14 protein-coding genes are annotated in these 12,550 nt (G+C 72.3%); 7 read left to right on the top strand and 7 right to left on the bottom strand.

Annotated elements, in window-relative coordinates; all coding sequences use genetic code 11:
- Window positions 1-30: 30 nt before the first annotated feature.
- Together ACWDGI_RS28250 and ACWDGI_RS28245 are read left to right on the top strand one after the other, a co-directional pair.
- Window positions 31-396: a DUF779 domain-containing protein gene (locus ACWDGI_RS28250; RefSeq protein ID WP_450763616.1), complete on the top strand. Its 366-nt coding sequence runs from the start codon at window positions 31-33 to the stop codon at window positions 394-396.
- A 143-nt stretch (window positions 397-539) separates the two neighbouring features.
- The gene (locus ACWDGI_RS28245; RefSeq protein ID WP_450763614.1) at window positions 540-1,712 is read left to right on the top strand and encodes a phosphodiester glycosidase family protein; all 1,173 of its coding nucleotides are present in this window, start codon (window positions 540-542) and stop codon (window positions 1,710-1,712) included.
- A gap of 50 nt (window positions 1,713-1,762) precedes the next feature.
- Here the strand turns inward: ACWDGI_RS28245 and ACWDGI_RS28240 are convergent, their stop codons facing one another.
- The 6 genes from ACWDGI_RS28240 to ACWDGI_RS28215 all read right to left on the bottom strand — a co-directional run bounded on the left by ACWDGI_RS28240 (window position 1,763) and on the right by ACWDGI_RS28215 (window position 7,042).
- Window positions 1,763-1,957: a hypothetical protein gene (locus tag ACWDGI_RS28240; RefSeq protein WP_450763612.1), complete on the bottom strand. Its 195-nt coding sequence runs from the start codon at window positions 1,955-1,957 to the stop codon at window positions 1,763-1,765.
- A 102-nt stretch (window positions 1,958-2,059) separates the two neighbouring features.
- On the bottom strand, window positions 2,060-2,923 hold the full coding sequence (locus ACWDGI_RS28235; protein WP_450763610.1) for a phosphatidylinositol-specific phospholipase C/glycerophosphodiester phosphodiesterase family protein: 864 nt from the start codon (window positions 2,921-2,923) through the stop codon (window positions 2,060-2,062).
- A gap of 226 nt (window positions 2,924-3,149) precedes the next feature.
- Window positions 3,150-4,232 (bottom strand): acyl-CoA dehydrogenase family protein, encoded by a 1,083-nt coding sequence (locus ACWDGI_RS28230; RefSeq protein WP_450763608.1) that lies wholly within the window; start codon window positions 4,230-4,232, stop codon window positions 3,150-3,152.
- Window positions 4,229-5,410, bottom strand: coding sequence for an acyl-CoA dehydrogenase family protein (locus ACWDGI_RS28225; RefSeq protein ID WP_450763607.1), 1,182 nt, complete (start codon window positions 5,408-5,410; stop codon window positions 4,229-4,231). The genes ACWDGI_RS28230 and ACWDGI_RS28225 overlap by 4 nt, the downstream gene beginning before the upstream one ends.
- A complete protein-coding gene (locus ACWDGI_RS28220; protein WP_450763604.1) occupies window positions 5,407-6,375 on the bottom strand; it encodes an NADPH:quinone oxidoreductase family protein in 969 nt (322 codons plus the stop codon). Before ACWDGI_RS28220 ends, ACWDGI_RS28225 begins: the two co-directional genes overlap by 4 nt.
- 91 nt (window positions 6,376-6,466) lie before the next feature.
- Window positions 6,467-7,042, bottom strand: coding sequence for a helix-turn-helix domain-containing protein (locus ACWDGI_RS28215; RefSeq protein WP_450763602.1), 576 nt, complete (start codon window positions 7,040-7,042; stop codon window positions 6,467-6,469).
- A gap of 78 nt (window positions 7,043-7,120) precedes the next feature.
- Here ACWDGI_RS28215 and ACWDGI_RS28210 point away from each other — a divergent pair, with 78 nt between their 5' ends.
- The 5 genes from ACWDGI_RS28210 (at window position 7,121) to ACWDGI_RS28190 (ending at window position 11,804) form a co-directional block, all read left to right on the top strand.
- Window positions 7,121-8,050, top strand: coding sequence for an NAD(P)/FAD-dependent oxidoreductase (locus ACWDGI_RS28210; protein WP_450763600.1), 930 nt, complete (start codon window positions 7,121-7,123; stop codon window positions 8,048-8,050).
- A gap of 29 nt (window positions 8,051-8,079) precedes the next feature.
- Window positions 8,080-9,618, top strand: a complete 1,539-nt coding sequence (locus tag ACWDGI_RS28205; protein WP_450763598.1) for an ATP-dependent DNA ligase — start codon at window positions 8,080-8,082, stop codon at window positions 9,616-9,618.
- The gene (locus ACWDGI_RS28200; protein ID WP_450763596.1) at window positions 9,615-10,082 is read left to right on the top strand and encodes an NUDIX domain-containing protein; all 468 of its coding nucleotides are present in this window, start codon (window positions 9,615-9,617) and stop codon (window positions 10,080-10,082) included. The genes ACWDGI_RS28205 and ACWDGI_RS28200 overlap by 4 nt, the downstream gene beginning before the upstream one ends.
- 75 nt (window positions 10,083-10,157) lie before the next feature.
- Entirely contained in the window at window positions 10,158-11,543 is a 1,386-nt protein-coding gene (locus tag ACWDGI_RS28195; protein ID WP_450763594.1) for an NADP-dependent succinic semialdehyde dehydrogenase, read from the top strand.
- Window positions 11,544-11,567: 24 nt separating this feature from the next.
- Window positions 11,568-11,804 (top strand): DUF6213 family protein, encoded by a 237-nt coding sequence (locus ACWDGI_RS28190; RefSeq protein ID WP_450763592.1) that lies wholly within the window; start codon window positions 11,568-11,570, stop codon window positions 11,802-11,804.
- 90 nt (window positions 11,805-11,894) lie between these two features.
- Here ACWDGI_RS28190 and ACWDGI_RS28185 read toward each other — a convergent pair whose 3' ends face one another.
- Entirely contained in the window at window positions 11,895-12,548 is a 654-nt protein-coding gene (locus ACWDGI_RS28185; protein WP_450763590.1) for a thiaminase II/PqqC family protein, read from the bottom strand.
- Window positions 12,549-12,550: the final 2 nt, after the last annotated feature.

Here is a 12,550-nt window from a genome sequence, read left to right as displayed (position 1 = left end):
ATCCGACACCCCGGCCCCAGGAGGGTGACCATGGAAGACCGGCCAGCGCCGCCACGTGTCGAGCTGACCCCGCAGGCCGCCGAGCTGGTGCGCCGGCTCCGCACCGAGCACGGCCCGCTGATGTTCCACCAGTCCGGCGGCTGCTGCGACGGCAGCGCGCCGATGTGCTACCCCGACGGCGAGTTCCGCACCGGCGGCTCCGACGTGCTGCTGGCCGAGCTGGCGGTGGACGGCGTCAAGGAGCCGGTCACCTTCTGGATGTCCCGGAGCCAGTACGAGGTGTGGAGCCACACCCGGCTGATCGTGGACGTGGTCCCCGGACGGGGCAGCGGATTCTCGCTGGAGGCACCCGAGGGGGTGCGTTTCCTCACCCGTTCTCGCGTAGTCGACGTCTAGCGGCCCCGCCGGTCACTCCCGTCTGCTGCACTTCCCTGAGTCCTGAGGTACTTGACGAGACATCAGGGGGTGCGGTGACGCATCGTCAGAGACGCTACGCAGCAACGACCCGAACTCTGTTCACCCTTCTCACGACGTCCGGCGTGCTGGCCGGTGCGGCCCTCGCGGGGGCGGCACCGGCCGGCGCCGTGTCGGACACCGGACGGATCGCGTCCGGCGTCACCTACCGGCAGTTCGACGTGCCGGCGGCCAAGGGCACGGTCCACGCCCATCTGCTGACCGTCGACCTGACCGATCCGCACGTCCGGGTGGACCTCCTCGACCCCGGCGCGGTGGCCGCCCGGTCGCCGGTGTCCACGATGGCGGACACGGCGGGCGCGGTCGCGGGCGTGAACGGCGACTTCTTCAACATCACGGAGACCCAGCACCCGGGCGTCGAGGCGACCGGCGCGAGCGTCGGCCCGGCGATCGCCCACGGCCGGGTGCTCAAGGCGGCGGTGCCGACGGCCCAGCGGTTCGGCCCCTCGCTGCCGCCCGGCACCGACACCACCGACGTGCTCGGCGTCGGCGTGGACCGCCGGGCCCGGCTGGACCGGCTGACGCTCACCGGCACCGTCCGCACCCCCGGCGGGAACCTCGCGCTGCGCGGGCTCAACCAGTACGCGCTGGCGCAGGACTCCGTCGGCGCCTACACCGCCGCCTGGGGCTCGGCCTCCCGCAAGCGCGCCACCTGCGGCTCGGACACCAGCCGGGCGGCCGGCTGCAGCACGGACACCTACGAGGTGCGGATCCGCGGCGGCAGGGTCGTCGCCACCGCCGACAGCCCGGGCAGCGGTGCCATCGCGGCGGGTACGACGGTCCTGCTGGGCCGGGAGGCCGGCGCGGACAAGCTGCGCGAGCTCACCAAGGGCGAACGGGTCACCGTGCGCAGGCAGATGGTGGCGTCCGCCTCCAAGGTCCCCTACCGGTTCGCGGTCGGCGGCTACCCGGTGCTGCGCAACGGTGAACCGCCGGCCGGACTCGACGACACCACCACGGCGGTCCGCACCGCCGCCGGCTACACGAGCGGTGGACGCGAGCTCCTGCTGCTCGCGCTGGACGGCGCGGCGGCCTACCGCAGCGGCATGACCATCGCCGAAGTGGCCGACGAGATGCGGAGGTTGGGTGCGGCCGACGCGTTCAGCCTGGACGGCGGCGGCTCCACGACGCTGGTGGCCCGCTCCCCGGGCGACCGCACGGTGAGCGTGCTCAACCACCCGACCGAGAGCCCGGAACGCCCCGTGGCGAACGGGATCGGGGTCTTCTCGACACCCTGACCGGAAGCCACGGACCGAAAGCCCTGAGCCGGCGGCCTCCGACCGCCGGCTCAGGGCTTCAGACTGCTCACCAGGTCGGCGGTCGCGGTGAGCCCGCTGCTGATGGTGGGCGCCATGCTGGTGCTGGCCAGGTAGAAACCGAGCAGCATGCAGACCAGGGCGTGCGAGATCTTCAGCCCGCCCTGGCGCATGAAGAGCACCGCCAGGAACAGAAGCAGCAGCACCACAGAGATGGAAACGGCCATCGCGAACCTCCTCCGCCACGCCCGTTTCGGGGCGTTCGGCCGCAAGTGTGGCGTAGCGGAGGGGAGGCCCGTGCGGTCGACACGTCCCCCGATCGGGTGGTGTTACGACGCCCGGTGGGTGTCCAGGAAGTTCTCCAGGCCTGCCAGGTCGTCGGTGTTGAAGTAGTCGACGTCGGCGGCGAGCAGCTCGCTCCACAGCGCGTCGCGGGCGGCCCCGGCCACGTCGGGGGTGTTCCAGAAACGCACCGTCTGGCCGCGGTCGTGCGCCTGGCCGACGATGGCGCGCAGCTTCTGCCGCTCGGCCTCGGGGAACGCGCCCTCCCCGAGCCAGCTGAAGTTGAGCTGCCAGTTGTCGCTGATCAGCGGGACGAAGGAGGCGGGCGCCGCGGTGCCCAGGTCGGTGAGCCGGCCGTCGTAGAAGGCCCGGCGCACGGCCTGTGCCTCCATCGGCGTACGCGCGGCACGGTCACCGGAGATGACGTTGGTGACGGCACCGGGGGTGACGCGGCCGTGGGCGTACGTCGTGAACAGGTGCCGGTAGCGCCGCAGATGCCGGTCGAGTTCGAGGTACGTGGACGATCCCTCGGTCTTGATGTCGATGAGCAGCTGCAGCGGCTGACGCCGACCCCGGTACACGAAACCGTGGTTGGCCTTCACGATCCGGGCCAGCGGGTCGAGGTAGAGGGACTCCAGGGTGCGGCTCGGGTCGAGGTCGTCCTCGGTGTGGCCGATGAGGAGCTGGTCACCGACGAGGAAGATGTCGGCCTCGACACTGCCGAAGCGGTGGTCGAGGGCGTCGAAGAGGGGGTGGGTGTGCTCGTAGTCGTTGTGGGCGTGGGCACGCCACAGCGGACGCGGTCCGCGGTGACCGCCGCCCGCCCAGGCCTGCGCGCCGGGCAGCGCGACGGCACCCGCGAGGGCGGCGCCGAGGGTGGTGAGGGCTCTGCGACGGGTGGTGAGGGCCATGTGCTCTGCCTCCCTTGTAGGGCCTTGAGGGACCGAAGGGAGTATGCGTTCGAGCAGAGCCCAATTGGTGCGTCTGCGCAGGGATTTGGCTGGACTGCCACCCCCGGTTCATTTCATGCGGGCCGCAGTGAAGGCGCCCCGTGAGGGGGGCGGGGCTGTATCGAACATGCGGCTCCGCCGCGTGTGCCGACCAGCCCCCACGCACCCACACCGAACAGCCGCTGGATCACGGCCCCTGAAGATCGACCAGTTCGGCCAAGGCTTCTCGGTGCGCCCCGGCCGTACCGAAGGCGATCGAATCGGCCTTGGCCCGCTTCAGATACAGATGGATCGGATGTTCCCAGGTCATCCCGATCCCCGCATGCAACTGCAGCGCCTCCTCGGCCGCGTGTACGGCCACCGGCCCCGCATAGGCCTGCGCAACGGCCACCAGCACATCGGCGTCCCCGCCGGAGGCCAGCGCATCGGCGGCCCCCCGAGCGGCAGCCCGAAGGTTCACGACCTCCAGCCACAGCTGCGCGAGCCGGTGCTTGAGCGCCTGGAACCCGCCCACCGGCCGGTTGAACTGCTTGCGTTCCTTGAGGTACCGCACGGTCTCGGTCAGCGCCCACTCGGCGAGACCGAACTGCTCGGAGGCCAGCAGCCCGGCCCCGGCCCGCAGCGCGCGCCGCACGGCGGGCTCGGCGTCGCCCACCCGGCGTCCGACGGCCCCGTCGAGGGTCACCGAGGCGAGCGGCCGGGTCAGGTCGAAGGACACCTGCGGGGTGACGGTGACCGCCGCCGCCTCGACGGCGTACAGCCCCCCGTCGTCCCCCGGCACCAGCAGCACGTCCGCGGCGACCGCATCCGCGATCCCGGTCAGCTCACCGTGCAGCCGGCCCTGTTCGACGTGTACGGCCTTGAAGTCGGCCCCCGGAGCGACATGCAGCCCCACGGCCAGCGCACCGATCGTCCGCCCGGACGCCAGCTTCCCGAGCAGTTCCTCGTCGCCGCAGGCGAGCAGCGCTTCCGTGGCCACCACCGCACTGCTCAGATACGGCACGGGCGCCACGGCCCGCCCCAACTCCTCAAGGACGACGGCGGCTTCACGGTGCGAGCCGCCCTGGCCGCCCTGCTTCTCCGGCACCAGCAGTCCGGCGAGGCCCATGCCCTCGGTGAGGGCCTTCCAGGCCGCCAGGTCGTGCGGGGCGTCCGTCTCGGTGCGGGCGATGACGCCCGGCGCGTCGCAGTGGTCGGCCAGCAGGTCCCGCACCGCGGCCCGCAGCGCCTCTTCCTCCTCCGAGTACAGCAGGTCGGGCTGTGTGCTCATCGGGCGAGGTCCTTCCACGCGACGTCCTTGTCGGTGCGCGGCTCGGCCGGCAGGCCCAGCACGCGCTCGGCGACGATGTTCAGCAGGACCTCGCTGGTCCCGCCCTCGATGCTGTTGCCCTTGGCGCGGAGGTAGCGGTACCCGGCGTCCCGGCCGACGAAGTCCACCAGTTCGGGCCGGCGCAGGGTCCAGTCGTCGTACAACAGGCCTTCCTCGCCGCGCAGTTCCACCTCCAGGCCGCTGAGCTCCTGGTTGAGGCGGGCGAAGGCGAGTTTCATGCCGGCGCCCTCGGGGCCGGGCTGTCCGGCGACGAGCTGCTGGCGCAGCCGCTCGGCGGTGAGCCGGGCGACCTCGGTCTCGACCCAGAGCTTCAGCAGCCGCTGGTGCAGGTCGTGGGTGCGCAGCTCGGGGCGTTCACGCCAGGTCTTCGCGACCGGGCCGATCATGCCGCCCTCGCGGGGCAGCCGCATACCGCCGATGGCGACGCGCTCGTTGTTCAGCGTGGTCTGCGCGACCCGCCAGCCGTCACCGGTCCCGCCGAGGCGGCGGGAGTCCGGGATGCGGACGTCGGTGAGGAAGACCTCGTTGAACTCGGCCTCGCCGGTGATCTGCCGCAGCGGCCGGACGTCCACGCCCGGGTCGGTCATGTCGCAGATGAAGTAGGTGATGCCGGCGTGCTTGGGCACGTTCGGGTCGGTGCGGGCGATCAGGATGGCCCAGCGGGCGTTGTGGGCGCCGGACGTCCACACCTTCTGCCCGTTGACGATCCACTGGTCGCCCTCACGGACGGCGCGGGTGCCGAGCGCGGCCAGGTCGGAGCCGGCGCCGGGCTCGCTGAACAGCTGGCACCAGACCTCCTCGCCGATCCACAGCGGCCGAAGGTAGCGCTGCTTCTGCTCCTCGGTGCCGTACTTGAGGATGGTCGGCGCGGCCATGCCGAGTCCGATGCCGTTGCGGCGCGAGTCGTTGTCGGGGGCGCCGCCGGCCTCCAGTTCGGCGTCCACGACGACCTGGAGGGAGCGCGGGGCGCCGAGGCCGCCGAGGCCCTCCGGGTAGTGCACCCAGGCGAGTCCGGCGTCGAAGCGGGCCTTGAGGAAGTCCAGCCGGTCCGTCGTGGCGGGCGGGTGCGCGGCCAGCAACTCGGCTGTACGGCGCTGGAGTTCGGCGGTGTCGGTCATTCCCCGGCTCCCTTCGGTACGACGGTGACCCGGCCGGTGGTGACGCCGTCACCGACGCGCTGCACGGCCGCCGCGGCCCCGGACAGCGGGACCCGCTCGCTGACCAGCGGCCTGACGGCCCCCTTGGCGGCCAGCTCGGTGAGTTGCCGGTGGCACTCCAGGATCAGCTTGGGGTTCTTGGTGGCGTACAGGCCCCAGTGCAGGCCCAGGATGGAGTAGTTCTTCACCAGGGCGTGGTTGAGCGCCGGGCTCGGGATGGTGCCGCTGGCGAAGCCCACGACGACGATCCGGCCCTCGAAGGCGACGACCTTGGTCGACTGGGTGTACGCCTCGCCGCCGACCGGGTCGTAGACCACGTCGGCGCCCCGGCCGCCGGTGGCCTCCTTCACGGCGGCGACCACGTCCTCGGCGCGCCGGTCGACGACGACGTCACAGCCGAGCTCGCGGGCCACGGCCGCCTTGTCGGCGCCGCCCACCACACCGATCACCGTGGCCCCGGCCGCCTTGCCGAGCTGTACGGCCGCGCTGCCGACCCCGCCGGCGGCGGCGTGCACCAGCAGCGTCTCGCCGGCCTGGAGCCCGGCCCGGCGGTGCAGTCCGAACCAGCCCGTCTGGTAGCCGATGTGCAGGGCGGCGGTCTCCGCGTCGTCCAGCGCGTCCGGCGCGGGCAGCAGGGCGGCGGCGTCCGCGACCGCGTACTCGGCGAAGCCGCCGTACGGCAGCACGGGGTTGGCGATCACCCGGCGCCCGTCCTCGGTCTCACCGCAGATCTCCACGCCGGGCGTGAACGGCAGCGGCGGGCGCACCTGGTAGTGGCCCCGGCACATCAGCACGTCGGGGAAGTTGATGTTGGCGGCACGCACCTTGAGCAGGACCTGACCGTCGCCGGGCGTGGGCCGCTCCACCTCCTCGAGCCGCATCACCTCGCTCGGCTCGCCGTTCTCGTGCACTTGCCATGCCTGCATGCGGTGCCTCCACAGACTGCTTCGTCGGGGTCCATCGCATACTAAGCGGTCGCTTGCCGCTGAGGGAACAGCCGGCGGTACGCCGGACGCGTCACGCCGTACTTCTCGGCCGTGCTCGCACATGCATCCGCTCCCCCTGCGGCCCGAACAGGCTGAGGAACTCCACCGGCCCCTCCCCCGTCGACCCGAACCAGTGCGGCACCCGGGTGTCGAACTCGGCCGCCTCCCCCGCCGCCAGGACGACGTCGTGCTCGCCGAGCACCAGCCGCAGCTTCCCGGACAGCACGTACAACCACTCGTAGCCCTCATGGGTACGCGGCTCGGGATCGGGTTTCCGCTTCGGTTCGACCACCTTGAAGGCCTGCAGGCCGCCGGGCTGCCGGGTCAGCGGCCAGAAGGTGCGGCCGTACCGCTCCATCGGCTTGGTCCGCACCCGGGGATCACCGACGGGCGGGGCACCGACCAGTTCGTCCAGGGGCACCTGGTGGGCCTGTGCGATCGGCAGCAGCAGCTCCAGGCTGGGCTTGCGCAGCCCCGCCTCCAGCCGGGAGAGGGTGCTGACCGAGATGCCGGTGGTCTCGGAGAGGGCGGCGAGCGTGACCTCCCGCTCCTTGCGGAGCTTGCGCAGCCGGGGGCCCACTCCCGCGAGAACGTCGTCCGTAGTCATGGACGTATTGCAGTTTCGGCAAAGAGGTTTGTCAATCCGGACACGGGTGCGCGACCGTCGCCGACGGAGGTGGTCACCATGACCGATACGTACGAAGTGGTCGTCGTCGGCGGCGGTGCGGCAGGGCTGTCCGCCGCGCTGGTCCTGGGCCGGGCCCGGCGCCGCACCCTGGTCGTCGACGCGGGCGAGCCGCGTAACGCCCCCGCCGCCCATATGCAGGGCTTCCTGTCCCGGGACGGCATGCCGCCCGGGGAGTTCCTGGCCGCCGGCCGCGAGGAGATCGCGCGGTACGGCGTGGAGCTGGTCCGGGACCGGGCGGTGGAGGCGTCCAGGGACGGCGACTTCACGGTGTCGCTGGCGAGCGGCCGCCAGGTCCGGGCCCGGCAGCTGGTGGTCGCCACCGGCCTGAAGGACGAGCTGCCGCCGGTGCCCGGAGTGGCCGAGCGGTTCGGCCGGGATGTGCTGCACTGCCCGTACTGCCATGGCTGGGAGGTCCGCGACCAGGCCTTCGGTGTACTGGCCACCACCCCGATGAGCGTGCACCAGGCGCTGATGGTCACCCAGTGGTCCAAGGACGTGACGCTGTTCCTGCACCAGCTCGCCGGGACCGAGCTGTCCGACGACGACCTGCGGCGGCTGGCCGCGGCCGGGGTCCGGGTGGTGCCCGGCGAGGTCGCGGGGCTGCGCGTCGAGGACGACCGGCTCACCGGCGTACGGCTCTCGGACGGCGGCGTGCACGCGCGGGAGGCCCTGTTCGTCGCCCCGCGCCCGGTCCCGCGGAACGACCTGCTGGTCGGGCTGGGCGCGGAGCTGGCGCAGACCCCCTTCGGCGCCTACCCGGTGATCGACGAGCGGGGGCAGACGACCGTGCCGGGGTTGTGGGCGGCGGGCAACGCGAGCGGCTTCGCCGAGCAGGTGGTCAACGCGGCCAGCCGGGGCTACCGCGCCGGCGCGGCGATCAACGGCGAGCTGCTCTTCGCGGACCTGGACGCCGCCGTGCGGGTGTAGTCCGGAGCCGGCCGTTGCACCATGGCTGCATGCTGCTGACCCGGCTCGCCGAAGTGTCCCGGGAGGTCGCCGCCACCGCGGCCCGGTCCCGCAAGACCGCACTGCTCGCCGACCTCTTCCGGGAGACGGCCCCGGACGACGTACCGGTCGTCATCCCCTATCTGGCGGGCCGTCTCCCGCAGGGCCGCCTCGGCGTCGGCTGGAAGGTGCTGAGCCGACCGGTCCCGCCGGCCGCCGAGCCGTCCCTCACGGTCCGTGAGGTCGATACCCGGCTGACCGGGCTGGGCAAGGTCGCCGGGCCCGGTTCACAGGCCGAACGCGCCCGGATCGTGGGCGAGTTGATGGGCGCGGCGACCGCCGACGAGCAGCGCTTCCTGCTGGGGCTGATCACCGGTGAGGTACGGCAGGGCGCCCTGGACGCGGTGGCCGTGGAGGGGCTCGCGCAGGCGACCGGCGCCGACGCGGCCGACGTGCGCCGGGCGGTGATGCTCGCCGGGTCCCTCCAGGCGGTGGCCGAGGCCCTGCTCGCGGACGGCCCGCCGGCCCTGGCCCGCTTCCGGCTGACCGTCGGCCGCCCGGTGCTGCCCATGCTGGCGCACACCGCCTCCTCGGTCGCCGAGGCGGTCGGCAAGCTGGGCGCCTGTGTGGTCGAGGAGAAACTCGACGGCATCCGGGTCCAGGTCCACCGGGACGGGGACACCGTACGGGTCTTCACCCGCACCCTCGACGACATCACCGAACGGCTGCCCGAGGTGACGTCCGCGGCAGCAGAGCTGAGCGGCGACCGGTTCGTCCTGGACGGCGAGGTGATCTCCTTCGACGCCGACGGCCGCCCGCGCTCCTTCCAGGAGACGGCGGGCCGGGTCGGCTCCCGGACGGACGTGGCGAAGGCCGCCCGGGAAGTGCCGGTCTCCCCCGTCTTCTTCGACGCGCTCTCGGTCGGCGACCACGACCTCCTCGACCTCCCCTTCGCCGAACGGCACGCGGAACTGGCCCGGCTGGTCCCCGAGCCGATGCGGGTCCGCCGGGCGCTGGTGTCCGGGCCCGGCCGGACCGCGGCCGCCGAGGAGTTCCTGGCCGCCACCCTGGAACGCGGCCACGAGGGCGTGGTCGTCAAGGCCCTGGACGCCCCCTACAGCGCGGGCCGGCGCGGCGCCTCCTGGCTGAAGGTGAAGCCGGTGCACACCCTCGACCTGGTCGTCCTGGCCGCCGAGTGGGGGCACGGCCGCCGCACCGGCAGGCTCTCCAACCTCCACCTCGGCGCCCGCACCCCGGACGGCGGCTTCGCCATGCTCGGCAAGACCTTCAAGGGCATGACCGACGCGATGCTGGAGTGGCAGACCGCCCGGCTGAAAGAACTGGAGGTCTCGGACAACGGCTGGGTGGTGACCGTACGCCCCGAACTCGTCGTCGAGATCGCCTACGACGGCCTGCAGAGGTCCTCCCGCTACCCGGCCGGTGTGACCCTGCGGTTCGCCCGGGTCATCCGCTATCGCGAGGACAAGCGGCCGCAGGAGGCCGATACGGTGGAGACCCTGCTGGCCGCCCACCCGGAGGTACGGCGTTGACGGAGCCGAAGCGAAGCGCCGGACTGCTGTTGTTCCGGTACACCGAGCACGGCGTCGAGGTGTTGCTCGGCCATATGGGCGGGCCCTACTTCGCCAAGAAGGACGCGGGTGCGTGGAGCGTCCCCAAGGGCGAGTACGAGCCCGGTGAGACGGCCTGGGAGGCGGCCCGCCGGGAGTTCCAGGAGGAGCTGGGGCTGCCGCCGCCGGACGGCGAGGCGATCGCCCTCGGGGAAGTCCGACAGAGCAACGGCAAGATCGTCACGGTGTGGGCGATCGAGGCGGACCTGGATCCGGCCGCCCTGGACCCAGGGACCTTCACGATGGAGTGGCCGCCGCGCTCGGGCCGGGTCCAGGAGTTCCCCGAGCTGGACCGGGTGGCCTGGCTCGCACCCGACCGGGCCCGCGAGGTGATCGTCAAGGCGCAGGCGGCGTTTCTCGACCGGCTGGCGGAGCACACGGACTGAACAGCTGCGCACGCGTTGCGGTCGACCGGGACGCGCGCGAAGGTCGAAGCAAACCCGCTCCCAGGGAGGTCAGCCATGCCCATCGCGACGGTGAACCCGGCGACCGGCGAGACGCTCGAAACCTTCGAGGCCATGGACGAGGACGAACTCGAACGCCGGCTCGAACTGGCGGAGGCGACGTTCCGCACCTACCGCGCGAGCGCCTTCGCCGAGCGGGCCCGGCTGCTGCACCGGGCCGCCGACCTGCTGGACGCGGACCAGGACGACATCGCGCGCACCATGACCACCGAGATGGGCAAGCCGCTGGCGCAGGCCCGCGCGGAGGCCGCGAAGTGCGCGAAGGCGATGCGCTGGTACGCCGACCACGCGGAGGAGCTGCTGGCCGACGAGGAGCCGGCGGAGACGGACGTGAAGGAGTCGGGCGCGTCCCGGGTACGGGTGCGCTACCGCCCCATCGGGCCGGTGCTGGCCGTGATGCCGTGGAACTTCCCGCTCTGGCAGGTGATCCGGTTCGCCGCGCCGGCGCTGATGGCGGGCAATGTGGGCCTGCTCAAGCACGCGTCGAACGTGCCGCAGACCGCCCTGTATCTGGAGGACCTCTTCCACCGGGCGGGCTTCCCGGCGGGCTGCTTCCAGACCCTGCTGATCGGCTCCGGCGCGGTCGACGACATCCTGCGCGACGAGCGGGTGCGGGCCGCGACGCTCACCGGCAGCGAGCCCGCGGGGCGCGCGGTCGCCGCCACCGCCGGTGAGATGATCAAGAAGACGGTACTGGAACTGGGCGGCAGCGACCCCTACGTGGTGATGCCTTCGGCGGACATCGACCGCGCCGCACGGATCGCGGTGACCGCTCGGGTGCAGAACAACGGGCAGTCGTGCATCGCCGCGAAGCGGTTCATCGTGCACGCCGACGTGTACGACGCCTTCGCCGAGCGGTTCGTGGCGGGCATGCGGGCCCTGCGGACGGGCGACCCGATGGACGAGGGCACGGACGTCGGGCCGCTGTCGAGCGAACAGGGGCGGGCCGACCTGGAGGAACTCGTCGACGACGCGAAGCGGTCGGGTGCGCGGGTGCTGTGCGGCGGGCAGCGGCCGGAGGGGCCCGGCTGGTTCTACCCGCCGACCGTGCTCGCCGGGATCCACCGCGACATGCGCATCCACCGCGAGGAGGCGTTCGGGCCGGTGGCCACGCTCTACCGGGCCGCGGACCTGGACGAGGCGGTCCTCATCGCCAACGACTCCCCCTTCGGCCTGAGTTCGAACGTGTGGACGCGGGACGAGGCCGAGGTGGACCGGTTCGTACGGGATCTGGAGGCCGGTGGCGTGTTCGTCAACGGCATGACCGCCTCCCACCCGGCGTTTCCGTTCGGGGGCGTGAAGCGATCCGGATACGGGCGTGAGCTGTCCGGGCACGGAATCCGGGAGTTCTGCAACATCACCACCGTTTGGCAGGGTGCGTGAGGGTTGCGCGGCTACGATCCGGGTGTGAACCGGGAAGTGACTCTGCCTCTGATCGTCGACGACCGCGGGACCCTGCAGGTGACCGCCGCCGACGTGAGTAAGTTGTTGCGGACCATGGGCGGGCGGTGGGTCCGGCTGGTGGAGGCCGGGGAGAGCGGGCTGGACGAGGACACGGTGGCCGCGCTGACCATTGAGCTGGCCAAGCTTGCCGATCGGATCGACGTGGCTTGTATCGCCCACAGCAGTGGGCAGAACAGCTGAGTTGGCGGGTGCGGGTCGAGTGTGGCTTGTCGCGCCCACGCGGCGGTAGCCGCACATCGATGCAGCCCCGCGCCCTACAGGCAGGTCGGTTCAGCTGAGCGAGTTCCAGAACATCATTTCGTACGCCTGGAGTAGGCGCCCGTAGCCATACACCCGCTTCTCATCCAGCCGGCCGGTGCTCAGTCCCGCCGCCACCGCCGCCTCCGCCTGTTGGTCCAGGGCCGGAGCCGGTGTCGCGAAGAAGTCGAAGAACGCGCAGGCCTGGTCCGTGAAGCCGTAGTGGGCGCGGAGCCCCTCGGCGATGCGGGCGCAATACGTGCCCCAGGTGGCGAAGTTGGCCGTGATGGCCAGGACGGCGTCCGTCGGGGACGCGTTGAGGGCGAGCCAGGAGATGTACGCCGGGTACGCCTGGCAGCCCGGTAGGGGCTCGTACGCTTGCCTGCGCTGCTCATCCACTTCGCACGCCTCGGTGAACGCGCCCAGCCGCTCTGCCGCCAGTTCCTCGCCCTCGGCCAGCATGGTGAAGAACCCGGCGGCCTCCGGCTCCCCGGCGGCGCGCTGCGCCAGATGCACGAACGCGCGCCGGTCGGCGGGAATCACGTGGTGTTGTTCCAGGGCAAGTGCGGCGAGTGTCCCCAGGCTCGCCCGGCCGCTGGCGACGAGGGGGACCAATGGATTGGCGTTCGGGTCCGGGGCAAGCTCTGACCTGGTCGTTTTCAGCATTTCCGCGGCCGTGCCGGGCATCG

The organism is Streptomyces sp. NPDC001220, from assembly GCF_053597895.1.
This window is presented reverse-complemented; position numbering and strand designations above follow the sequence as displayed.

What these genes read in the sequence shown, in the direction of transcription:
- ACWDGI_RS28250 (WP_450763616.1), top strand. Translation starts at nt 31, where the DNA reads ATGGAAGACCGGCCAGCGCCGCCACGTGTCGAGCTGACCCCGCAGGCC.
- ACWDGI_RS28240 (WP_450763612.1), bottom strand. Translation starts at nt 1,957, where the DNA reads ATGGCCGTTTCCATCTCTGTGGTGCTGCTGCTTCTGTTCCTGGCGGTG.
- ACWDGI_RS28235 (WP_450763610.1), bottom strand. Translation starts at nt 2,923, where the DNA reads ATGGCCCTCACCACCCGTCGCAGAGCCCTCACCACCCTCGGCGCCGCC.
- ACWDGI_RS28230 (WP_450763608.1), bottom strand. Translation starts at nt 4,232, where the DNA reads ATGAGCACACAGCCCGACCTGCTGTACTCGGAGGAGGAAGAGGCGCTG.
- ACWDGI_RS28225 (WP_450763607.1), bottom strand. Translation starts at nt 5,410, where the DNA reads ATGACCGACACCGCCGAACTCCAGCGCCGTACAGCCGAGTTGCTGGCC.
- ACWDGI_RS28220 (WP_450763604.1), bottom strand. Translation starts at nt 6,375, where the DNA reads ATGCAGGCATGGCAAGTGCACGAGAACGGCGAGCCGAGCGAGGTGATG.
- ACWDGI_RS28215 (WP_450763602.1), bottom strand. Translation starts at nt 7,042, where the DNA reads ATGACTACGGACGACGTTCTCGCGGGAGTGGGCCCCCGGCTGCGCAAG.
- ACWDGI_RS28210 (WP_450763600.1), top strand. Translation starts at nt 7,121, where the DNA reads ATGACCGATACGTACGAAGTGGTCGTCGTCGGCGGCGGTGCGGCAGGG.
- ACWDGI_RS28205 (WP_450763598.1), top strand. Translation starts at nt 8,080, where the DNA reads ATGCTGCTGACCCGGCTCGCCGAAGTGTCCCGGGAGGTCGCCGCCACC.
- ACWDGI_RS28195 (WP_450763594.1), top strand. Translation starts at nt 10,158, where the DNA reads ATGCCCATCGCGACGGTGAACCCGGCGACCGGCGAGACGCTCGAAACC.
- ACWDGI_RS28185 (WP_450763590.1), bottom strand. Translation starts at nt 12,548, where the DNA reads ATGCCCGGCACGGCCGCGGAAATGCTGAAAACGACCAGGTCAGAGCTT.